Origin of the sequence: Burkholderia sp. IO2, assembly GCF_029522185.1 — a bacterium.
Lineage (GTDB): Bacteria > Pseudomonadota > Gammaproteobacteria > Burkholderiales > Burkholderiaceae > Burkholderia > Burkholderia cenocepacia.
In genome coordinates this window covers 1-21934 of sequence record NZ_JAKWFH010000022.1, presented here as the reverse complement: position 1 = coordinate 21934, position 21934 = coordinate 1, and the positions used below count along the sequence as shown (strand labels likewise).

Below are 21934 nucleotides of genomic sequence, written 5' to 3'. Positions count from 1 at the left end.
CTTGCGTGTGATCTCTCGTTACTTCTTGCGCTTGTCGGTATCGGTCAGGAACCGCATGCCTGCCGCGCGAATCGCGAATCCGTTCGGATAACGCAGGTCCGCGTACTCGATGTCGTTGCCCCAACGCTCCGTGACGGCCGGCCACGCGGCGACCAGGCGCTGGCTCCGGTCATGCAGCGTGTCGCTGTTGCGTTCCTTGCCCAGCTCCACCTGCATGCCGTTCGACAGCTTCACCGTCCACGCGTACCGCGCCGACAGCGTCACTTCTTCCGGCGCCGCCTTCAGCGGCGCAAACCATTTCCCGAAGTCGCGATACCGCGTGACGACTTCCTTCGCGCTGCCTTCCGGGCCGTCGAACGCCGGCAGTTCCTGCTCCAGCTCGCCCTGGTTCGCGGTGAACAGCTCGCCGTCGACGCTCACCAGCTGATCGCTGCCCCAGGTCCCGAGCGGTTTGTACTCCTCGAGCGTGACAGCCAGCGCATTCGGCCACACCCGGCGCACGCTCGCGTGACGCACCCACGGCATCTGCTCGAACGCCGCGCGCGCCGTATCGAGATCGACCGTGAAGAAATTGCCCTTCAGCCGGCCGACCACGCCCGCGCGCACCGTCGGCGAGTTGATGTGCTCGGTATCGCCGTCGATCCGGATTTCCCGCAGCGCGAACGTCGGGCGCTGGATCAGCCAGTAGCAGCCGGCCGCCGCCAACACGAGCAGCAGCAGCGCGTACAGCGCGCTGGCGGCAAGGTTGAGTTGGCGAACGTTGTTCCACATACGTCGTTCCGTTCCTGCGTCAGTCGTTGAGCGTGAGCGACAGCACCTTCACGACCAGCTCCGAATAGCTGATGCCGACCGCGCGCGCGGCCTTCGGCGGCAGCGAGTGGTCGGTCATCCCGGGGGCCGTGTTCACTTCCAGGAAATACGCATTGCCGGCCGCGTCGAGCATGAAATCCGCGCGGCCCCAGTCGGTGCAGCCGAGCACGTCGAACGCGCGGCGCGCGATGCGCTTCAGTTCCGCTTCCTGTTGCGCCGGCAGGCCGCACGGGATCAGGTACTGCGTATCGTCGGCGACGTACTTCGCGTGGTAGTCGTAGAACTCGCCCGCCGGCACGATCTTGATCAGCGGCAGGTCGAGATCGCCGGCGATGCACGCGGTGTATTCGCCGCCGCCTTCGATGCTCTTCTCGACGATCACGATCTTGTCGTGCGTCGCGGCTTCCTCGAGCGCGGCCGGCAGCGCGTCGGCCGTCTTCACCTTCAGCACCGCGACGCTCGAGCCCTCGCTCGCCGGCTTCACGAACAGCGGCAGACCGAGCTTCGCGACGATGTCGGTCGCGCGCGCGGCCAGGTCGTCGCCGCGCATCACCGTCTCGAACGGCGGCGTCGGCACGCCCGTCTGCTGCCACACGAGTTTCGTGCGGAACTTGTCGAGGCCGAGCGCCGAGCCCAGCACGCCGCTGCCCGTGTAGCGAATCCCGTAGAAATCGAGCGCGCCCTGGATCTGGCCGTTCTCGCCGTAGCCGCCGTGCAGCGCGTTGAACGCGCGCACGAAGCCTTCGTCCTTCAGCGCCGACAGCGGCCGCTCGGCCGGGTCGAACGGATGCGCGTCGACGCCCGCGTCACGCAGGCCCTGCAGCACGAGGCGGCCCGAGGTGAGCGACACCTCGCGCTCGGCGGATTCCCCGCCGAACAACACTGCCACCTTGCCGAAACGTTTCGGATCGATCCCGCTCATGTCATGCCTTCTGTTGAATGTGTTGCGCGAGCTTCGCCGGCACGCCGCCGATCGAACCCGCTCCCATCGTGATCACCACGTCGCCGTTCTGCGCGACTTTCGCCAAAGCGTCCGGCACGTCGTCGACCGTCGCGACGAACACCGGATCAACCTTGCCCGCCGCGCGCAGCGCGCGCGACAATGCGTCGCCGCTGGCCGTCGGGATCGCGGCCTCGCCGGCCGCATAGACTTCGGTCAGCACCAGCGCATCGACGGTCGACAGCACGTTGACGAAATCGTCGAAGCAGTCGCGCGTGCGCGTATAGCGGTGCGGCTGGAACGCCAGCACGAGGCGGCGGCCCGGGAACGCGCCGCGCGCGGCCGCGATCGTCGCCGCCATCTCGACCGGGTGATGACCGTAGTCGTCGATCAGCGTGTACTGGCCGCCGTCCGCGCTCGCCACTTCGCCGTAACGCTGGAAGCGCCGGCCGACGCCGTTGAACTCCGCCAGCGCCAGCTGGATCGCGTCGTCCGACACGCCGAGATCGGTCGCGATCGCGATCGCCGCGAGCGCGTTCTGCACGTTGTGCAGGCCCGGCATGTTCAGCACCACCGCGAGCGGCGCGCGCCCTTCGCGGATCACCGTGAAATGCATCCGGCCGTCGCGCGCGTCGATGTCTTCCGCGCGCACCTGCGCGTCCGGCGACAGGCCGTAGCGCACGACCGGCTTCGAGATGAACGGGATGATCTGCCGTACGTTCGGATCGTCGACGCACACCACCGCGCTGCCGTAGAACGGCAGGCGCTGCGTGAATTCGATGAACGCCTGCTTGAGCCGCGCGAAATCGTGGCCATAGGTGTCCATGTGGTCCGCGTCGATGTTCGTGATGACTTCGATCACCGGATACAGGTTCAGGAACGACGCATCCGACTCGTCGGCCTCGGCGACGATGAAGTCGCCCGTGCCGAGCCGCGCGTTCGCGCCGGCGCTGATCAGCCGGCCGCCGATCACGAAGGTCGGGTCCAGCCCGCCCGCCGCGAGCACGCTCGCGACGAGGCTCGTCGTCGTGGTCTTGCCGTGCGTGCCGGCGATCGCGATTCCCTGCTTCAGGCGCATCAGCTCCGCCAGCATCACCGCGCGCTGCACGATCGGCACGCGCTTCGCGCGCGCGGCCAGCACTTCCGGGTTGTCGGAGCGCACGGCCGTCGACACGACGACCGCGTTCGCGCCCTCGATGTTCGCCGCGTCGTGACCGATCGCGATCCGCGCGCCCAGCGCCTCGAGCCGGTCGGTCACCGCATTGCGCGACAGGTCCGAGCCGCTGACCGCGTAGCCGAGGTTGACCAGCACTTCGGCGATGCCGCTCATCCCCGCGCCGCCGATCCCGACGAAATGAATGTGTTTGACGATGTGTTTCATTGCAGTTGTTCCAGGTTCGCGCCGGCCGCCTTCGCGCAGACGCGCGCGACTTCGTCGGTGGCCTCGGGCTTCGCGAGCGAGCGCGAACGTTCCGCCATGTCCGCGAGCGAGGCCCGCGACTGGCCGCGCAGCCAGTCGGCGAGCAGTTCCGCCGACAGGTCGCGTTGTTGCACCAGCACGGCCGCGCCCGCATCGGCGAGAAACGCGGCGTTGGTCGTCTGGTGATCGTCGACCGCATGCGGGAACGGCACGAACAGCGCCGCCACGCCCACCGCCGCGATCTCCGAGACCGTCATCGCGCCCGACCGGCAGATCACCAGATCCGCCGCCGCATACGCGGCCGCCATGTCGTCGATGAACGGCACGAGCCGCACGTCCTCGCCGGCCGCGAAACCGGCCGCTTCGTAATTCGCCTTCAGTGCCTCGATGTGCTTCACGCCGGCCTGGTGCACGACGCGCGGACGCTCGCCCGGCGCCAGCAGCGCCAGCGCGCGCGGCACGACTTCGTTCAGCGCGGCCGCCCCGAGGCTGCCGCCGACGACCAGCACGTTCAACGGGCCGCCGCGCGACGCATAGCGTGCCTGGGGTGGTTCCGTGTGCGCGAGTTCCGCGCGAATCGGGTTACCGGTCCATTCCGCGTGCGGCAGCGCGCCGGGGAACGCGACGAGCACGCGCTTCGCGAGTTTCGCGAGCACCTTGTTCGTGAGGCCCGCGATCGAATTCTGTTCATGCAGCACGAGCGGACGCCCCGACAGCGCGGTCATCACGCCCGCCGGAAACGTGATGTAGCCGCCCATCCCGAGCACGACGTCGGGCCGCACGCGGCGCAGCGCGCCGAGGCTCTGCCAGCATGCGCGCAGCAGGTTGACCGGCAGCGTCAGCTTGGTCTTCAGGCCCTTGCCGCGCAGCCCGCCGAACCGCACGTACTCCATCGGAATACCGTGTTTCGGCACGAGCGTCGCTTCCATCCCGGCCGGATTGCCGAGCCATACGACGCGCCAGCCCGCCGCTTCCATCCGGTGCGCGACCGCGAGCCCCGGGAACACGTGGCCCCCGGTGCCGCCTGCCATCACCATCAGCGTGCGCTGCGACGCGGTCATACCTTCCCTCCGCGCATCAGCACCCGGTTCTCGTAGTCGACCCGCAGCAACACCGCGAGCGCGACGCAGTTCAGCAGGATGCCGGAGCCGCCGTAGCTCACGAGCGGCAGCGTCAGGCCCTTGGTCGGCAGCAAGCCGAGATTCACGCCCATGTTGATGAACGTCTGCGCGCCGAACCAGATGCCGATGCCCTTCGCCATCAGGCCCGCGAACGTGCGATCGAGCGCGAGCGCCTGGCGGCCGATCTCGAACGCGCGGCGCACGATCCAATAGAACAGCAGGATCACGACCAGCACGCCGACGAAGCCGAGCTCCTCGCCGATCACCGCGAGGATGAAGTCGGTATGCGCTTCCGGCAGGTAATTCAGCTTCTCGACGCTGCCGCCGAGGCCGACGCCGAACCACTCGCCGCGGCCGAACGCGATCAGCGAGTGCGTGAGCTGGTAGGCCTTGCCCTGCGCGTAGCGCTCGTCCCACGGATCGAGATACGCGAAGATCCGCTCGCGACGCCACGGCGACAGCCACACGAGCATCGTGAACGTGCCGACCGCCGTCGCGACGAGGCCGCCGAACAGCTTGCCGTTCACGCCGCCGAGGAACAGCACGCCCATCGCGATCGCGGCGACCACCATGAACGCGCCCATGTCGGGCTCGAGCAGCAGCAGCGCGCCGACCAGGCCGACCGCGAACGCCATCGGCAGGAAGCCCTTCGCGAAGCTCTGCATGTATTCCTGCTTGCGCACCGTGTAGTTCGCCGCGTAGATCGTCACCGCGAGCTTCATGATTTCCGACGGCTGCATGTTGGTGATGCCGAGCGGAATCCAGCGGCGTGCACCGTTCACGCCCTTGCCGACGTGCGGGATCAGCACGATCACGAGGCCGACCAGTGCGATCAGGAAAAGATGCGGCGCGTACTTGTCCCAGGTCGACACCGGCACGCGGAACGCGAGCACCGCCGCGATGAACGCGACGGTGAGCGACACGCAGTGGCGCATCAGGAACGCGTAGTCGTGATACGACGCGTATTTCGGCGAATCGGGCATCGCGATCGACGCCGAATACACCATCACGACGCCGAGCCCCAGCAGCGCGATCGCGACCCACAGCAGCGAATAGTCGAAATCGAGCATCCGCGAACGGCTCGGGCGCACGCCGTTGACGACGCTCGCGAGGCCGCCCGTCGCGGCGCGCGTGGCCGACGCGACGCGGCCGCCCGCGGCATTGCCGCCGGTGTCGCGCCGGTCGTTGAAACGGGAGACGAGGCGATCGGACCAGCTCATGGCGTCGCTCCTTTGTCGATGGCGATTTCGTCGACCGCCGCGCGGAACACTTCCGCGCGATGGGCGTAGTTCCTGAACATGTCGAGGCTCGCGCATGCAGGCGACAACAGCACCGCATCGCCCGGCTCGGCCAGATCGGCCGCCGCGCGCACCGCGCCTTCGAGCGTCGCGTGGTCCACGAGCGGCACGCCGGTTTCGGCGAGCGTGTCGCGGATCGCCGGCGCGTCGCGGCCGATCAGCATCACCGCGCGGCACCAGCGCGCGACCGGCGCGACCAGCGGCGCGAAATCCTGCCCCTTGCCGTCGCCGCCCGCGATCAGCACGATCTTCTGCGCGAGCCCGTCGAGCGCGGCCACCGTCGCGCCGACGTTCGTGCCCTTGCTGTCGTCGACGTAGTCCACGTCGTCGATCGTCGCGATCACTTCGACGCGATGCGCTTCGCCGCGGTATTCGCGCAGTGCGTGCAGCAGCGGCGCTGCCGGCAGGTCGATCGCGCGTGCGAGCGCGAACGCGGCCAGCGCGTTCGCCGCGTTGTGCAGCCCGCGGATGCGCAGCGCGTCGGCCGGCATCAGGCGCTTTTGCGCGATGTCCGGCGTATGCGCGGCGTCGCGCTTGCGCCGGCGGGTCGTCGTCGCTTCATCCGGCGCGTCGCGATCGACGGCTTCCACCAGCCACGCGATGCCGTTGTCGCGCGACAGGCCGTAGTCGCCGTCCTGCGTCGGTTCGTTCAGACCGAACGTGACCGTGCGCGGCGCGTCGGCCGCGCCGGCGACGGGCGCGAACTTCATCACGGCCGCGTCGTCGCGGTTCAGCACGCGCGTCGTCGTCGCGCCGAAGATCCGGCCCTTCGCCTGCGCGTACGCGTCGAAGCTGCCGTGCCAGTCGAGGTGGTCCTGCGTGATGTTGAGGATCGCGGCCGCATCGGGCGCGAACGTGCGTGCCGTCTCGAGCTGGAAGCTCGACAGTTCGAGCACCCATACGTCGGGCAGCGCGGTGTCGTCGATCGCGCTCGCGAGCCGGTCGAGCATCGCCGGGCTGATGTTGCCCGCGACGGCGACCTTCTTGCCCGAACGCTGGCACAGCAGGCCCGTGAGGCTCGTCGTCGTGGTCTTGCCGTTGGTGCCAGTAATCGCGAGCACCTTCGGCTGGTAGCCGCTCGTGCCGAGCGCGCGCAGCGCCTGCGCGAAGAATTCCAGCTCGCCCCATACCGCGACACCGCGCTCGTGCGCGGCGGCGAGCAGCGCGGCGAGCGCCGGTTCGAGCGGCGACAGGCCGGGGCTCAGCCCGACGATCTCGACACCGCCATCGAGCAGCGCGGGCGTGAACGCCCCGCCGACGAATTCCGCATCGATGCCTTCGGCCTGCAGCGCGGCAAGGTGCGGCGGCGCCTCGCGGGTATCGGCAATACGCAGCCGGCACCCGTGCCTCGCGCACCATCGCGCGATCGCGAGACCCGATTCCCCGAGCCCCAGTACGAGCACCATCGGCCGTTGCCGATCTCCAAACATCTCGCCAGACATCCTTGTTACCTTTCCTTTACCGCAGCTTGAGGGTGGTCAGACCGAACAGGCACAGCATCAGCGTGATGATCCAGAAACGCACGACCACCTGCGTTTCCTTCCAGCCGGACAATTCGAAATGGTGATGCAGCGGCGCCATCTTCAGCAGGCGCCGCCCTTCGCCGTAACGCTTCTTCGTGTACTTGAACCACGACACCTGCAGCATCACCGACAGCGTTTCCGCGACGAAGATGCCGCCCATGATGAACAGCACGATTTCCTGGCGCACGATCACCGCGACCGTGCCGAGCGCGCCGCCGAGCGCCAGCGCGCCGACGTCGCCCATGAATACCTGCGCGGGGTGCGTGTTGTACCAGAGGAACGCGAGCCCGGCCCCGCCCATCGCGGAACAGAAGATCAGCAGTTCGCCCGCGCCCGGGATGTGCGGGAACAGCAGGTATTTTGAATAGACCGCGCTGCCCATCACGTACGCGAACACACCGAGCGACGCGCCCACGAGCACGACCGGCATGATCACGAGGCCGTCGAGCCCGTCGGTCAGATTCACCGCGTTGCTCGCGCCGACGATCACGAAGTAGGTCAGCACGATGAAGCCCCACACGCCGAGCGGATAGCTGATCGACTTCAGGAACGGCAGCATCAGGTCGGCGCGCGCCGGCAGCCCCATCGACAGGCCGCTGCGCACCCACGCCATGAACAGGTCGAACACGCGCACGTTGTTCGCCTCGGACACGCTGAACGCGAGATAGACGGCCGCGAACAGCCCGATCACCGATTGCCAGAAATACTTCTCGCGCGACGACATCCCGCGCGGATCCTTGTGGACGACCTTGCGGTAATCGTCGACCCAGCCGATCACGCCGAAACCGAACGTCACGAGCATCACGATCCAGATGAAACGGTTCGTCAGGTCGCCCCACAGCAGCGTCGCGACCGCGATGCCGATCAGGATCAGCACGCCGCCCATCGTCGGCGTGCCGGACTTGACGAGGTGGGTCTGCGGGCCGTCCTTGCGCACGGCCTGCCCGACCTTCATTTGCGTCAGCTTGCGGATCACCCACGGTCCGCACACGAGCCCGATCCCCAGCGCGGTGATGGTGGCCATCACCGCACGGAACGTGAGGTACGTGAACAAGCGCAAAAAGCTTGCGTCTCCTTGCAGCCATTGCGCCAGCGCCAGCAGCATGCTTCCTTCCTTCTACTCAGTGTGCGGCGGGCACGGTGCCCGCCGCGGGTTGGTTCGTCAGCGCGTCGACCACGCGCTCCATCTTCATGTACCGCGAGCCCTTCACGAGCACCGTCGCCTGCGCGCCGTAACCGGCCGCGAGCAGCGCCGACACGAGCGCGCCGACGTCGTCGAAATGGCGCGCGGTGTCGCCGTAGGCCGTGCACGCGTCGCGCGACGCGTCGCCGAGCGCGAACAGCGCGTCGATCCCGCGTTCGCGCGCGTACGCGCCGATCTCGCGGTGGAATGCCGGCCCTTCGTCGCCGACTTCGCCCATGTCGCCGATCACCAGCACACGCGGCGCCGGATGCGCGGCGAGCACGTCGATCGCCGCACGCATCGAATCGGGGTTCGCGTTGTACGTATCGTCGACGACCGTCGCGCCCGCGAGGCTGCCGACGCTCGCGGGCTTCACCTGCAGCCGGCCCTTGACCGGTTCGAACGCTTCGAGACCCTGCCGGATCGCCGACAGCGCGACGCCGGCGCCGAGCGCCGCGGCCGTCGCGGCCAGCGCGTTACGCGCGTTGTGCTCGCCGAGCGCACGCAGCCGCACCGTGACGGCGCCGGCCGGCGTATCGATCGCGAGTTCGCCGCCGTGCATGCGACCGACGATCTGTGCGTCGTTCTGCCGTTCGGCGTCGTGCAGCGCGAAATCGAGGATCCGGTTGCCGGTTGCCGCGACGCGCCAGATGCCCGCGTACGCGTCGTCGGCCGGGAACACCGCGACGCCGTCCGGCGGCAGCGCGTGGATCACGGCCGCGTGTTCGAGCGCAACGGCTTCGACCGTCGCCATGAATTCCTGGTGCTCGCGCTGCGCGTTGTTGACGAGCGCGACCGTCGGCGCGGTGAGGCGCGCGAGGACTTCGGTTTCGCCCGGATGGTTCATGCCGATCTCGATCACCGCGAGACGATGCGCGGCCGACAGGCGCAGCAGCGTCAGCGGCAGGCCGACATCGTTGTTCAGGTTGCCGGCCGTCGCGAGCCGCGCGTCGGCACCGACCGCCGCCGCGAAGATCGACGCGATCATTTCCTTGACGGTCGTCTTGCCGTTGCTGCCCGTCACCGCGACGACCGGCAGCGGGAATCGCATCCGCCAGCCGTGCGCGAGCGCGCCGAGCGCGGCACGCGTTTCGCCGCCGGCGATCATCGGCATCGCGACGCCCGCCGGCGCGTGCGCGACGAGCGCCGCGGCGGCCCCGCGCGCGGCGACGTCGCCGAGAAAGTCGTGCGCGTCGAAGCGCTCGCCCTTCAGCGCGACGAACAGGTCGCCCGGGCCGACCGTGCGGCTATCGGTCGACACGCGGTCGAACGTGACGCCCGCGTCGCCGTGGACGGTGGCGCCGGGAATCAGGCGGGCGGCTTCGCCGAGACTGAGCATCGTCATTCGGCGCCTCCCTTGCCGTGCGTGGCGCGCGCTGCAAGCGCGAGCCGCGCGTGATCCTGGTCGGAGAAGGTGCGCTTCTTGCCCATGATTTCCTGCGTAGCCTCGTGGCCCTTGCCGGCCAGCACGACGACATCCTCGCGTGCGGCGCCGCGCACCGCCTGCAGGATCGCGCTCGCGCGATCCTCGATACGGCGTGCGCGCTCGGGCGCGGTCATGCCCGCGATGACCTGGTCGATGATGTACTGCGGATCTTCGCTGCGCGGGTTGTCGCTCGTGACGACGACTTCGTCGGCGAGCCGCTCCGCGATCGCGCCCATCAGCGGGCGCTTCGTCGCATCGCGATCGCCGCCGCAGCCGAACATGCAGACGAGCCGGCCGCCGCGCGCCGCGGCGATCGGGCGCAGCGCGTCGAGCGTCTTGTCGAGCGCGTCGGGCGTGTGTGCGTAATCGATCACGACGAGCGGTTCGTCGTTCTGCAACCGGCCGCCGAGCCGCTGCATCCGGCCATTGACCGACTCGAGCCGCTCGATCTCGGCGAGGGCCGCGTCGAACGGCACGTCGGCCGCGAGCAGCGAGCCGAGCACGGCGAGCAGATTGCTGACGTTGAACGTGCCGAGCGTGCCGACCTCGACGTCCGCGTCGCCCCACGACGAACGCAGGCGGAAGGCGGTACCCGTCGCGGTGGCGCGCACGTCGAGCGCGACCAGTTCGCGATCGGCGTCGGGCGCCGGTGCGTCGCCGATCCCGTACGCGATCGTGCGCACGCGACCGGCCAGCTTCTCGAGCAGGCGGCGGCCAGCCGCATCGTCGCGGTTGATCACCGCCGCGCGCAGGCCGCGCCACGCGAACAGCTTCGCCTTCGCGGCCTCGTACGCGTCGAACGTGCCGTGATAGTCGAGGTGATCCTGCGTGAGGTTCGTAAACACCGCGATGTCGAACGCCGTCCCGTTCACGCGACCCTGGTGCAGCGCATGCGACGACACTTCCATCGCCACGGCCTGCGCGCCCGCCGCACGCAATTGCGCGAGGCTGCGCTGCAGTTGCGGCGCGTCGGGGGTCGTGAAGCCGGTCGGCACGAGCTGGCCGGGCATCCCGGTGCCGAGCGTGCCGATCACCGCGCACGGCTGATGCAGCGCCGTCAGCGCGGTGGCGATCCACTGCGTGCACGACGTCTTGCCGTTCGTGCCCGTGACACCGACCGCGAGCAGGCTGTCGCTCGGATCGCCGTACCAGCCGCTGGCGATCTCGCCCGCGAGCTGGTCGAGCGCCGGCACCGCGAGGGCGACGGGGACGGCCGGCGCATCGGTCAGCCCGTCCGGCTGATACAGCACGGCGGCCGCACCGCGCGCGACGGCGTCGGCCATGAAAGCGCGGTTATCCGCCCCGTCGACCGCATACGCGACGAACACGTCGCCAGCCTGGAGGCTGCGCGTGTCGGCATGCAGTTGCGCCGCGGGGGCCACATGCTGACGCAGCCACGCGAGCGCGGCTGCGATCTGCTGATGCGCCGGATGGGAACTGCGGGCGGCGCTCATCGAACTACTCCTGGTGAATTACGCGTCGTGCTGGACACGATCATATGCTTTGCGCCGCTACCCGCGGCCAGCTTTTGCGGGCCCTTGGCGGCAGGCGATTCCGGCGAATCGTCGGACACGACGAGCTGCTTGATCGGCATGTTCGGCGGCACGTTCAGCGCACGCATCGTGTCGCCGGCGATCGCGGAGAATACGGGGCCGGACACCTGGCCGCCGAAGTGGCTGCCGGCCGTCGGCTCGTCCACCGACACCGCGATCACGACGCGCGGATTCGGCATCGGCGCCATTCCGACGAACGACGCGCGGTACTTGCGCGTATAGCCGTGACCTTCGTGCTTGTACGCGGTACCGCTCTTGCCGCCGACGCGATAGCCCGGCACGGCCGCATCCGGCGACGTGCCGCCCGGCGCGACCACCGTCTCGAGCATCGCGCGCACTTCCCGCGCGGTGGTGGGGTTGAACACCTGCGTGCCGGCGATCGGCTGATTGGGGTCGGTCTTGAAAATGGTTACGGGCATCAGCTCGCCGTCGTGCGCGATCGCCGTGTACGCCCGGGCGAGCTGGAACAGCGACACCGACAGGCCGTAGCCGTACGACATCGTCGCCTGCTCGATGCGGCGCCAGCTCTTCCACGGACGCAGGCGGCCGGCCACCGCGCCGGGGAACCCGACCTTCGGCGCCTGGCCGAGGCCGATGCTCGTATACATATTCCACATTTCCTCGGGCCGCATCGTCATCGCGATCTTCGTCGCGCCGATGTTGCTCGACTTCTGGATCACGCCGCCGACCGTCAGCGTACCGAAACCCGCGTCGTCGGTGATCGGCGCGCCGTCGAGCACGAAATGCCCGTTGCCCGTCTCGACGAGCGTGTTCGGCGTCACGCGATGCAGGTCGAGCGCGAGTGATACCGTAAACGGCTTCATGATCGAGCCCGGCTCGAACACGTCGGTCATGATCCGGTTGCGCAACTGCTCGCCGGTCATGCGCGAGCGGTCGTTCGGGTTGTACGTCGGGTAGTTGACGAGCGCGAGCACTTCGCCGGTACGCACGTCGACGACCATCGCCGCGCCGGCCTTCGCCTTGAACTTCTCGACGGCGGCCTTCAGGTTCGCGTACGCGATGTACTGGATCTTGCTGTCGATCGACAGGTCGACGTCGGTGCCGTTGTGCGGCGGAATCTGCTCGGCGACATCCTCGATGATGTGCCCCATCCGGTCCTTGATCACGCGGCGCATGCCGGACGTGCCGGACAGCATCTTCTGGTCACCCAGTTCGACGCCTTCCTGCCCTTCGTCCTCGACGTTCGTGAAGCCGATCAGGTGAGCGGTGATCTCGCCTTCCGGGTAGAAGCGCTTGTATTCGTTGCGCTGATAGATGCCGGGGATGTCGAGCGCGGCGACCTTGTCGGCGACGTCGATCGGCACCTGGCGCTTCACGTAGACGAAACCCTTGTCTTCCGACAGCTTCACGCGCAGTTCCTTCGACGTCATGCCGAGGAGCTTGCCGAGCTGGTTGATCTTGTCGGCGTCGAGGTCGTCCGGCACCGCATCGGGAATCGCCCAGATCGCGCGCACGGGCAGGCTCGTCGCGAGCACGAGCCCGTTACGATCGAGGATCTTGCCGCGCGTCGCGGGCAGTTCGATCGTGCGCTGGTAGCGGCTTTCGCCCTGCTTCTGATAGAACGCGTTGCCGGGACCCTGGATCCAGAACGCCCGGGCGGCCAGCGCGACGAACGCCATGAACAGCATGAACACGACGAGCTTCGAGCGCCACATCGGCAGATGCACGCCCAGCACGGGGCTCGACGAGAACTTCACGTTCTGGCGCTTCTGGGACGGCTTCATCGCGCGCCCCCCTTGCCCTTGCCGGCCGTGTCGGCCGACGCCGGGATCGGCGCGTCGATCGCCTTCGCGGCGCCCGGCGGCAGCGTCAGGTATTGCGTGCGGCCGGTCGAGATCGGCTGCATTTTCAGCGAATCGTTCGCGAGCTGCTCGATGCGCGACGTCTTCGACAGCGCGCTCTGCTGATATTGGAGCTGCGCATAGTCCTGCTGGAGCTGGCGCTCCTGCGACTGCGCGCGCTGCAGCTGGATGAAGATCTGGCGTTGCTGGTTCGTCGAGTTGACGACCGACAGCGCGCAACCCATCACGATGATCAGCAGGAAGATATTGAGGCGGCTCATGGCGTGACGCGCTCCGCAATGCGCATCACGGCCGAGCGGGCGCGCGGATTCGCGGCGACTTCCGCTTCGCTCGGAAACTGGCGGCTGATGATCTTGAGCGGCGGGCTCGGGAGGTCGACGGCGCGGATCGGCAGGCGACGATCGACCGCAGGCGCACTCGCGTGCGCCTGCATGAATCGTTTGACGATCCGGTCCTCGAGTGAATGAAAGCTGATGACCACCAGCCGCCCCCCTTGCTCCAGCAACGACAATGCCGCGTCTAGTACGACTTGCAGGTCCGCAAGCTCTTGATTGACGTGAATCCGTATAGCCTGAAAGGTGCGGGTTGCCGGATCCTTGCCCTTCTCACGGGTTTTGACGACGTGACCCACGATTTGGGCAAGCTCGCCCGTGGTGTCGAGAGGCCCAAGACGGTCGGACTCTGCCCGGCGAGCAACAAGCGCCTTTGCAATCTGAAAAGCAAACCGTTCTTCCCCATAATCCCGTATCACCTCCGTCAATTCCTGCACCGAAGCCCGCGCGAGCCATTCGGCCGCCGACTCGCCACGCGTCGGATCCATTCGCATGTCCAGCGGACCATCGGCGCGGAAACTGAAGCCGCGCGCCGGATCGTCCACCTGCGGCGAGGACACGCCCAGGTCCAGCAACACCCCCGACACCTTCTCGACGCCGCGCGCCGCAAGCGCGTCGCGCATCGAAGCAAAGCTGTCATGCACGATCGAGAAGCGCGCATCCTCGATGCCCTGCGCCGTCTCGATCGCCCTCGGATCCTTGTCGAACGCGATCAGCCGCGCGGCCGGCGCCAGCCGCGCGAGCACCGCGCGGCTATGGCCGCCGCGCCCGAACGTGCCGTCGACGTACACGCCGTCCGGCCGCGTCACGAGCGACTCGACCGCCTCATCCAACAGCACCGTCCGATGCCGCAATTCATTTCCCATCGCGGGCGTCTCCGTCACCGCAATCAGAACGTGAAATTCTTCAGCGCGTCGGGCATGCCCTGCGCCATCGCTGCCTGCTCCTTCGCGTTGTAGGTCTGCGAATCCCACAGCTCGAAGTGACTACCCATTCCCAACAACATGACTTCCTTTTCCAGTCCGGCTGCCATGCGCAGCTCGGGCGATACGAGAATCCGGCCCGCGCTGTCGAGATCGACGTCCATCGCATTGCCGAGAAAAATTCGCCGCCACCAGTGCGCGTCCATCGGCAACGCGGCGATCTTGGCGCGGAACACTTCCCATTCGGGGCGCGGAAACAGCAACAGGCAGCCGTCCGGGTGCTTGGTCACAGTCACCCGTCCTTCTGCCTGTCCTTGCAGCGCTTCGCGATAGCGAGCCGGCACCGACATCCGCCCTTTCGCATCGAGCGTCAGCGCCGACGCCCCTTGGAACACTTTCCGCTCTCCCGTTCAGGGCACCGAAGCACCCGCTCAATGCTGAGAATTTAGCCGGAATAGCCTGCTAAATCACACAAAAATACACTTTCTCACACTGTCTCCCACTTTAGAGGAAGGGTGTGGCACGGTCAAGGGAGCGGCCCGCTTTTTTGACGAATTTTGTTAGTTAGAACAAGGACTTACGCGCACATGCTCATGCGACCCCTCATTCCAAAAACCGTTATAAATGAATGAGCTAGTGCAACTTGTGAAGGTGATACGTGAGAAAGACGGCCCAGACGGGCGTGCGGACGGGGCTTTCGGGGGCGGGAAAACGAGGAGTGAGCGGGCGGTATCGGGGGCGGTGAACCGGGGCGGCGTCCCACGCCACCCCGGCGCCAATCTCAGAGATAGTACGCAGTGCTCGTCATGACCTTCGACGCGGCGCGCATCAGCATCCGCGCGGGCAGCGGCAGCTCGATGCCGCCGGCGTCGGTCGCGGCCTTGCCGTGTTTCACCTCGTCGATCCGCATCTGGTCGACGATCGCGCGCGACGCGGTGTCGGTCGCCGGCAGCTCGGACATGTGGCCTTCGAGATGGCTCTCGACCTGCCGCTCCGTCTCGGCCATGAAGCCGAGGCTGACCTTGTCGCCGAGCGCACCAGCCGCCACGCCGATCGCGAGCGCGCCGGCATACCACAGCGGGTTGAGCAGGCTCGGGCGCGAGTCGAGCTCCTTCAGGCGGTGCGCGGTCCACGCGAGGTGATCCTCCTCCTCGCGCGCGGCCTCCTCGAACATCGCCTTCGCCGACGCCGTGCGCGCGGTGAGCTTCTGCGCCTGGTAGAGCGCCTGCGCGCAGACCTCGCCGACGTGATTCACGCGCATCAGGCCGGCCGCGTGCGTGCGCTCGGCGGGCGTCAGCTCGACGTCCGGCGCATCGGCCGGCGCGGGCACCGGCCGGCTCATCCGGCTAATGCCGGTCAGCGATCGCAGGCCGCGATCGAATTCGCTGATCAGTTCATCCAACACCATCCTGTTCTCCTGGCTGCAGGTGCCGCTGCACGCGGCAAGGGCACGAGTCCGCTGCGTAACCGACTTGATTATTCAGCGGAAATTGCGGTTAACCCGTGATTTTAACCATTGTTGCATAAAGGAAACATGGCGGCGTTGAGCTGCAGCATTTCGCTTTGTGGCAAAAATCGGCTTTGCTACATTACGTGCGACTTCTTGCGAAGTTGATGGGGCCCGTCAACAGAACATAACTATCCGCCCCGCCAAAAAAATTCAGTGATTCTTGGAGATCCGTTAATGAAAAAGTCGCTTCTCGCGCTCGTCGCGCTGGGCGCGTTCGCTGGCGCTGCCCATGCGCAAAGCAGCGTGACGCTTTACGGCATCATCGATGAAGGCCTGCTCTTCAACAACAACGCCGGCGGCAAGCACCTGTACAGCATGGCCAGCGGCGTGATGCAAGGCAGCCGCTTCGGTCTGCGCGGCACCGAAGACCTCGGTGGCGGCCTGAAGGCGATCTTCACCCTCGAAAACGGTTTCGACGTGAACAGCGGCAAGCTCGGTCAGGGCGGCCTGATGTTCGGCCGTCAGGCTTACGTCGGCCTGTCGAGCCAGTACGGTACGGTCACGCTGGGTCGTCAGTACGACTCCGTCGTCGACTTCGTCGGCCCGCTCGAGGCAGGCGACCAGTGGGGCGGCTACATCGCCGCTCACCCGGGCGACCTCGACAACTTCAACAACGCGTATCGCGTGAACAACGCGGTCAAGTTCACGAGCCAGAGCTACGGCGGCTTCACGTTCGGCGGCCTGTACAGCTTCGGCGGCCAGGCAGGTCAGTTCGCGAAGAACCAGGTCTGGTCGCTCGGCGCAGGCTACAACAACGGCCCGCTGGTCCTCGGCGTCGGTTACTTGAACGCACGCACGCCGAACCAGTTTGGCGGCATGTTCAACAACGGTTCGACGTCGTCGTCGGTCTCGTCGCCGATCTACGGCGCGTACGCGAACAACGCGAACACGTACCAAGTCATCGGCGCAGGCGGCGCGTACACGTTCGGCGCAGCGACGATCGGCGCGACGTACTCGAACACGAAGTTCAAGGGCTTCTCGGCAGGCCCGTTCGTGAACCAGACCGCGACGTTCAACAACGGCGAAATCAACTTCAAGTATCAGTTGACCCCGGCGTTGATCCTCGGCGCGGCGTACGACTACACGCAAGGCAGCAAGATCGACGGCAACTCGGCAGCCAAGTACCACCAGGGCTCGCTGGGCGTCGACTACTTCCTGTCGAAGCGCACCGACGTCTACGCGATCGGCGTGTACCAGCACGCATCGGGCAACGTGCTCGATTCGAACGGCAACGTCCTGAAGGCAACGGCAGCGATCAACGGTCTCGCAGGTTCGAGCACCAGCAACCAGGTCGCAGCACGCGTCGGTATCCGTCACAAGTTCTAATCAGCTTGTCTGACAAGCCGCAGCATCTTGAAGGCGCCTTCGGGCGCCTTTTTCTTTTTGGGGGCGGTGGGTCGGTGGATCGACATGCAGACGCGCGTCGCAGCGTGCCGACACCAGCCGTCAGGTCGAAATGCACGAACTGCCACCGGCTCGCGCACGAAACCCGTGCCCCCCGGCCGATCCACCCGCAGCCGCAAACAAAAAGCCCGGCATGGGCCGGGCTTTTTCGTTCAACCGTCTCGTTGCGTGCGTTACGCGCGTCCGTCACGCAGTTCGCGCCGCAGGATCTTGCCGACGTTCGTCTTCGGCAGCTCCGTGCGGAACTCGACCAGCTTCGGCCGCTTGTACCCGGTGAGCCGCTCCTTGCAGTAGGCGAGGATGTCCTTGTCGGTCAGCGCCGGATCCTTTTTCACGATGAACAGCTTCACGGCTTCGCCGGAATGCTCGTCGGGCACGCCGACCGCCGCGACCTCGAACACGCCCGGATGCGACGCCACCACGTCCTCGACTTCGTTCGGATACACGTTGAAGCCAGACACGAGAATCATGTCCTTCTTGCGATCGACGATCTTCACGTAGCCGCGCGCATCCATCACGCCGACGTCGCCCGTCTTGAAGAAGCCGTCCGCGAACATGACCTTCGCGGTCTCGTCCGGCCGGTTCCAGTAGCCGGCCATCACCTGCGGCCCGCGGATGCAGATCTCGCCGGGCTCGCCGAGCGCGACGTCGTTGCCTGCATCGTCGCGGATCGCGACTTCGGTCGACGGCAGCGGCAGGCCGATCGTCCCGCTGTATTCGGTCGCCGTCACGGGGTTGCAGGTCGCCACCGGCGACGTTTCGGACAGCCCGTATCCTTCGATGATCGCGGTCCCGGTCTTTTCATACCAGCGCCTCGCGACGCCCTCCTGGATCGCCATGCCGCCGCCGTTGGCGATCACGAGCTTCGACAGGTCGAGCTGACCGAACTCGGGATGGTTCAGCAGCGCGTTGTACAGCGTGTTGACCGCAGGAATCGTCGAGATCCGGTAACCCTTCAACTCCTTGATCATGCCGGCGATGTCGCGCGGATTCGGGATCAGGATGCCCATGCCGCCCGTGCGCATCGTCAGGAAACCGCAGACGGTCAGCGCGAACACGTGATACAGCGGCAGCGCGACAACCGTCACGAACTGTTCCACCTCCGGATACTTCTCGTGAGCCGGGTGGTGCCACGCGCCGGCCTGCAGCACGTTCGACACGATGTTCCGGTGCAGCAGCGTCGCCCCCTTCGCGACGCCGGTCGTACCGCCCGTGTACTGCAGGAACGCGACGTCGTCGGGACCGATCTTCTGCGGCTTGAACGCCTGTCGCGCGCCCTCCGACAGCGCGGCCTTGAAGCGCGTGAACGACGGCAACTGCCACGCGGGCACCATCTTCTTCACGTTGCGCACGACGTAATTGACGAGCCATCCCTTGATGCCCAGCAGGTCGCCCATCGATGCGACGACCACGTGCTTGACGGCCGTATTGGCGATGACGGCCTGCAGTGTCGACGCGAAATTCTCCAGGATGACGATCGCCTCCGCACCGCTGTCCTTCAGTTGATGCTCGAGCTCGCGCGGCGTATAGAGCGGGTTGACGTTGACGACGGTGTAGCCGGCGCGCAGCACCGCGGCGATCGTCACCGGGTACTGCAGCACGTTCGGCATCATGATCGCGACGCGCGCCCCGCGCGCCAGGCCGCGGGATTGCAGCCACGCGCCGAACTGGCGCGACAGCTTGTCCAGTTCGCCATACGTGATGCCCTTGCCCATGCAGACGAACGCGGTACGGTCGCGATACTGCCGGAAGCTCTCGTCGAGCAGGTCCGGGACGGACGGATAAGCAGAGGAGTCAATTTCGGCTGGAACGCCGGGTGGGTACGATTTCAGCCAAATTTTGTCCATGCCGCGCGTCTCCTCACAGATTTTCGAATGGTCGTGCTAAAACGCATCGTAACGGCTCCCCCGCCCCGAGACAACAGGGTTAGATGTCCACTTCGAACTTCCATATCAATTTCGTCTGATCATACGGCGATATTCGATCAAATGCGCTCAACTTCCACAAGACAATCGTAAAACGTCGCCGAATTGCCCAGATCGGTCAGTGCCTGGCTCGTCACTTCGTTCGCGTTCCTGCCGTCCGGCGACAACTTCTTCCACCAGATCGACAATCCGACGACCAGCCCGGCGCGCGCACGATCGGTAATACGCGCGAGCGCCTGCATCGAGCCGCGATCGTTGAAGATACGGACGACGTCGCCGTCCGCAATGCCGCGCGCGCTGGCGTCGGACGGGTGCATGTCGAGGTGCGGCTCGCCTTCCGTCGAACGCAGGCTGTCGACGTTCACGAACGTGCTGTTCAGGAAGTGACGGGCCGGCGGCGAAATCATCGCCAGCGGATAGCGTGCGGCGAGTTCGGGCGCGGCTTCGACTGATTCAAACGGCGGCAGATAGTCGGGAACGGGGTCCATGCCCATCTGCTCGAGCCGCGGGCTGTAGAACTCGCACTTGCCCGATGGCGTGCGGAAACCGCCATTCGCGAACGGCGCCTCCGGCAGTTTGAGTTTCAGCCAGCCGGCCTGCTTCAGCGTGTCCCAGTCGCTGTCGAGCACCGGATCGTCCCAGCGAAGCGCTGCGCGCGCGACCGCTTCGTCGCTGTGATAGAGCGCGGGCTCGTCGAGTCCCATGCTGCGCGCGATCCCGCGAAAGATCTCCGTGTTCGGCCGCGCGTCTCCCACCGGTGGAATCACCGGCAGATTCGCCATCACATAGGTATGGCCGTACGACTTATGGATATCCAGATGTTCGAGCTGCGTGGTTGCCGGCAATACAATGTCGGCGAAATCGACCGTATCTGTCTTGAAGTGCTCGAGAACGACCGTGAACAAATCGTCGCGCGCGAAGCCCGCGGCGACCTTCGACGAATCGGGCGCGACCGCCACCGGATTCGAGTTGTACACGATCAGCGCTTCGACTTTCGGCCCGAACGTCGCATCGCCCGGATGCAGCAGCGCGTCGCCGATCGCGTTCATGTTGATGATGCGCGGCAACTTGTTCGGCCAACCCGGCATCAGGTCCGGACGTAGCAGCGCGGCCTGGTTGACCGGCGCGGACTCCGACGACGAGAGCAGCAAGCCGCCCGCCCGATCGCGCCACGCCCCCGTCAACGCCGGCAGGCTGGCAATCGCGCGCACGGCATTGCCGCCGCCGCGAACGCGTTGCATGCCGTAGTTGAGGCGGATCGATGCCTTGCGGGTGGCGCCGTAGCGACGGGCAAGATCGACCAGCTCCGACGCGTCGATGCCGCAGATCTGCGCGACGCGTTCCGGCGGATAGGTCAGGGCACGCGCCTTCAGTTCGTCGAAGCCGAGCGTATGGTCGGCGATGTAGTCGTGATCGAGCAGGTTTTCGGTAATCAGCACATGCATCATGCCGAGCGCAAACGCGCCATCGGTACCGGGCTTCAGGGCGATGTGCTGATGGCACTTCTCCGCGGTCAGCGAACGATACGGGTCGATCGCGACAAGACGCGCACCACGGCGCTTCGCTTCCTGCGCGCGGGTCCAGAAGTGCAGACTCGATGCGATCGGATTCGCGCCCCATATCAGAATCAGTTCGCTTTCCTCGAAGTGCTCGAGGTGCATGCCGACACTGCCGCCATACGTGTATCGCAGCCCCGCGGCACCGGCCGCCGCGCAGATCGCACGCTCGAGCCGCGACGCACCGAGCTTGTGAAAGAAGCGCTGGGCAATGCCCTCGCCTTGTACGAGTCCCATCGTTCCCGCATAGCTGTACGGCACGATCGCTTCCGGCGCGCGCGCGGCGATCTCACCGAGGCGACGCCCGATCTCGTCGAACGCCTCGTCCCAACTGATCGGCACGAAGCGCCCCTCCCCTTTTGCGCCGATACGCCTGAGCGGGACAGTAAGGCGATCGGGATGATGAACGCGATCCGCGTATCGGCTGACTTTCGTACACAAGACGCCCTGTGTCGGCGGATGGTCGGGATCGCCCGTGACCTTGATTGCCTTGCCGTTCTCGACGGTCACGCGCATTGCACACGTGTCCGGACAATCATGCGGGCAAACGGCCCGGGCTACCTGGGTGACGGCGTTCATCGTTTTGAATGCTGAGATGGGGGTACGCAAATTTTACGTGGACCACGCCGAATAACGCGTTCATTTCACAGCGTTTTTGGACGACCTGATGGAAGACTGGGTGGTAGTGGCAGGTTTCGGCGGGCGGGAGGCCGTGGACGTAGCCTTGGCACCGTTGCGCCGCACGCTTTTTTGGCGCACCAATGCAAAAACCCCCGCCTTTCGGGCGGGGGTTCTTGGCTTAGGGAGCCTGACGATTACCTACTTTCACACGGGAATCCGCACTATCATCGGCGTAGAGTCGTTTCACGGTCCTGTTCGGGATGGGAAGGGGTGGGACCGACTCGCTATGGTCATCAGGCAAAGGGGGTTGTTCTGCTGGCGTGGCCAACAGAACCAATCTGGGAAGAAGCAGTAATTAGGTTGTGTGTATCACACACGAGAATTCAACATGTCGCTTTGGATCGCGACCGGTGCTTTCGCACGGCGCCGATCTACAAGGCAGACTTGTTATAGGATCAAGCCTTACGGGCAATTAGTATCAGTTAGCTGAACGCATTACTGCGCTTACACACCTGACCTATCAACGTCCTGGTCTCGAACGACCCTTCAAGGGGATCTAGTCCCCA

Annotated in this window: 17 protein-coding genes and 2 rRNA genes; 1 reads left to right on the top strand and 18 read right to left on the bottom strand. The window is 66.3% G+C overall.

Annotated elements, in window-relative coordinates:
• Positions 1–18: 18 nt before the first annotated feature.
• From MMB92_RS16040 to coq7, 14 genes are all read right to left on the bottom strand, one after another.
• A complete protein-coding gene (locus MMB92_RS16040; RefSeq protein WP_006477014.1) occupies positions 19–771 on the bottom strand; it encodes a cell division protein FtsQ/DivIB in 753 nt (250 codons plus the stop codon).
• Between the two features lie 19 nt (positions 772–790).
• Positions 791–1732 (bottom strand): D-alanine--D-alanine ligase, encoded by a 942-nt coding sequence (locus tag MMB92_RS16035; protein WP_006487105.1) that lies wholly within the window; start codon positions 1730–1732, stop codon positions 791–793.
• A 1-nt stretch (position 1733) separates the two neighbouring features.
• Entirely contained in the window at positions 1734–3131 is a 1398-nt protein-coding gene (murC, locus tag MMB92_RS16030) for a UDP-N-acetylmuramate--L-alanine ligase (protein ID WP_048989306.1), read from the bottom strand.
• Entirely contained in the window at positions 3128–4231 is a 1104-nt protein-coding gene (gene murG, locus MMB92_RS16025; protein WP_006487111.1) for an undecaprenyldiphospho-muramoylpentapeptide beta-N-acetylglucosaminyltransferase, read from the bottom strand. Before murG ends, murC begins: the two co-directional genes overlap by 4 nt.
• Positions 4228–5511 carry a putative lipid II flippase FtsW gene (gene ftsW / locus MMB92_RS16020; RefSeq protein WP_006487115.1) on the bottom strand — a complete coding sequence of 428 codons (1284 nt, stop codon included), beginning with the start codon at positions 5509–5511 and terminating at the stop codon, positions 4228–4230. The genes murG and ftsW overlap by 4 nt, the downstream gene beginning before the upstream one ends.
• Positions 5508–7019, bottom strand: a complete 1512-nt coding sequence (gene murD / locus MMB92_RS16015) for a UDP-N-acetylmuramoyl-L-alanine--D-glutamate ligase (protein ID WP_277562781.1) — start codon at positions 7017–7019, stop codon at positions 5508–5510. The genes ftsW and murD overlap by 4 nt, the downstream gene beginning before the upstream one ends.
• A gap of 28 nt (positions 7020–7047) precedes the next feature.
• Positions 7048–8217: a phospho-N-acetylmuramoyl-pentapeptide-transferase gene (gene mraY / locus MMB92_RS16010; RefSeq protein WP_006477019.1), complete on the bottom strand. Its 1170-nt coding sequence runs from the start codon at positions 8215–8217 to the stop codon at positions 7048–7050.
• Positions 8218–8233: 16 nt separating this feature from the next.
• Positions 8234–9640 carry a UDP-N-acetylmuramoyl-tripeptide--D-alanyl-D-alanine ligase gene (murF, locus tag MMB92_RS16005; protein WP_006496774.1) on the bottom strand — a complete coding sequence of 469 codons (1407 nt, stop codon included), beginning with the start codon at positions 9638–9640 and terminating at the stop codon, positions 8234–8236.
• Entirely contained in the window at positions 9637–11175 is a 1539-nt protein-coding gene (locus MMB92_RS16000; RefSeq protein WP_058901231.1) for a UDP-N-acetylmuramoyl-L-alanyl-D-glutamate--2,6-diaminopimelate ligase, read from the bottom strand. Before MMB92_RS16000 ends, murF begins: the two co-directional genes overlap by 4 nt.
• Entirely contained in the window at positions 11172–13019 is a 1848-nt protein-coding gene (locus tag MMB92_RS15995) for a penicillin-binding protein 2 (RefSeq protein ID WP_006487157.1), read from the bottom strand. The genes MMB92_RS16000 and MMB92_RS15995 overlap by 4 nt, the downstream gene beginning before the upstream one ends.
• Complete coding sequence (gene ftsL / locus MMB92_RS15990; protein ID WP_006487110.1) at positions 13016–13357, bottom strand: cell division protein FtsL; 342 nt, start codon at positions 13355–13357, stop codon at positions 13016–13018. The genes MMB92_RS15995 and ftsL overlap by 4 nt, the downstream gene beginning before the upstream one ends.
• Positions 13354–14295: a 16S rRNA (cytosine(1402)-N(4))-methyltransferase RsmH gene (gene rsmH, locus MMB92_RS15985; RefSeq protein ID WP_006496776.1), complete on the bottom strand. Its 942-nt coding sequence runs from the start codon at positions 14293–14295 to the stop codon at positions 13354–13356. The genes ftsL and rsmH overlap by 4 nt, the downstream gene beginning before the upstream one ends.
• Positions 14296–14318: 23 nt before the next feature.
• Positions 14319–14747, bottom strand: a complete 429-nt coding sequence (gene mraZ / locus MMB92_RS15980; protein WP_006487094.1) for a division/cell wall cluster transcriptional repressor MraZ — start codon at positions 14745–14747, stop codon at positions 14319–14321.
• A gap of 386 nt (positions 14748–15133) precedes the next feature.
• A complete protein-coding gene (gene coq7, locus MMB92_RS15975; RefSeq protein ID WP_006496778.1) occupies positions 15134–15760 on the bottom strand; it encodes a 2-polyprenyl-3-methyl-6-methoxy-1,4-benzoquinone monooxygenase in 627 nt (208 codons plus the stop codon).
• A gap of 276 nt (positions 15761–16036) precedes the next feature.
• On the opposite strand from coq7, the gene MMB92_RS15970 reads away from it, so the two are divergent.
• On the top strand, positions 16037–17188 hold the full coding sequence (locus tag MMB92_RS15970; protein WP_006487141.1) for a porin: 1152 nt from the start codon (positions 16037–16039) through the stop codon (positions 17186–17188).
• A 251-nt stretch (positions 17189–17439) separates the two neighbouring features.
• Here the strand turns inward: MMB92_RS15970 and MMB92_RS15965 are convergent, their stop codons facing one another.
• From MMB92_RS15965 to MMB92_RS15950, 4 genes are all read right to left on the bottom strand, one after another.
• Positions 17440–19113, bottom strand: coding sequence for a long-chain fatty acid--CoA ligase (locus tag MMB92_RS15965; protein WP_006493337.1), 1674 nt, complete (start codon positions 19111–19113; stop codon positions 17440–17442).
• Positions 19114–19250: 137 nt separating this feature from the next.
• A complete protein-coding gene (locus MMB92_RS15960) occupies positions 19251–21326 on the bottom strand; it encodes a molybdopterin oxidoreductase family protein (RefSeq protein WP_060263329.1) in 2076 nt (691 codons plus the stop codon).
• Positions 21327–21553: 227 nt separating this feature from the next.
• Positions 21554–21666, bottom strand: a 5S ribosomal RNA gene (gene rrf / locus MMB92_RS15955).
• A 153-nt stretch (positions 21667–21819) separates the two neighbouring features.
• Positions 21820–21934 (bottom strand): 23S ribosomal RNA (locus MMB92_RS15950); the annotation flags it as partial.

Coding starts and splice junctions, on each gene's coding strand:
- MMB92_RS16040 (WP_006477014.1), bottom strand. CDS start 771: ATGTGGAACAACGTTCGCCAACTCAACCTTGCCGCCAGCGCGCTGTAC.
- MMB92_RS16035 (WP_006487105.1), bottom strand. CDS start 1,732: ATGAGCGGGATCGATCCGAAACGTTTCGGCAAGGTGGCAGTGTTGTTC.
- murC (WP_048989306.1), bottom strand. CDS start 3,131: ATGAAACACATCGTCAAACACATTCATTTCGTCGGGATCGGCGGCGCG.
- murG (WP_006487111.1), bottom strand. CDS start 4,231: ATGACCGCGTCGCAGCGCACGCTGATGGTGATGGCAGGCGGCACCGGG.
- ftsW (WP_006487115.1), bottom strand. CDS start 5,511: ATGAGCTGGTCCGATCGCCTCGTCTCCCGTTTCAACGACCGGCGCGAC.
- murD (WP_277562781.1), bottom strand. CDS start 7,019: ATGTTTGGAGATCGGCAACGGCCGATGGTGCTCGTACTGGGGCTCGGG.
- mraY (WP_006477019.1), bottom strand. CDS start 8,217: ATGCTGCTGGCGCTGGCGCAATGGCTGCAAGGAGACGCAAGCTTTTTG.
- murF (WP_006496774.1), bottom strand. CDS start 9,640: ATGACGATGCTCAGTCTCGGCGAAGCCGCCCGCCTGATTCCCGGCGCC.
- MMB92_RS16000 (WP_058901231.1), bottom strand. CDS start 11,175: ATGAGCGCCGCCCGCAGTTCCCATCCGGCGCATCAGCAGATCGCAGCC.
- MMB92_RS15995 (WP_006487157.1), bottom strand. CDS start 13,019: ATGAAGCCGTCCCAGAAGCGCCAGAACGTGAAGTTCTCGTCGAGCCCC.
- ftsL (WP_006487110.1), bottom strand. CDS start 13,357: ATGAGCCGCCTCAATATCTTCCTGCTGATCATCGTGATGGGTTGCGCG.
- rsmH (WP_006496776.1), bottom strand. CDS start 14,295: ATGGGAAATGAATTGCGGCATCGGACGGTGCTGTTGGATGAGGCGGTC.
- coq7 (WP_006496778.1), bottom strand. CDS start 15,760: ATGGTGTTGGATGAACTGATCAGCGAATTCGATCGCGGCCTGCGATCG.
- MMB92_RS15970 (WP_006487141.1), top strand. CDS start 16,037: ATGAAAAAGTCGCTTCTCGCGCTCGTCGCGCTGGGCGCGTTCGCTGGC.
- MMB92_RS15965 (WP_006493337.1), bottom strand. CDS start 19,113: ATGGACAAAATTTGGCTGAAATCGTACCCACCCGGCGTTCCAGCCGAA.
- MMB92_RS15960 (WP_060263329.1), bottom strand. CDS start 21,326: ATGAACGCCGTCACCCAGGTAGCCCGGGCCGTTTGCCCGCATGATTGT.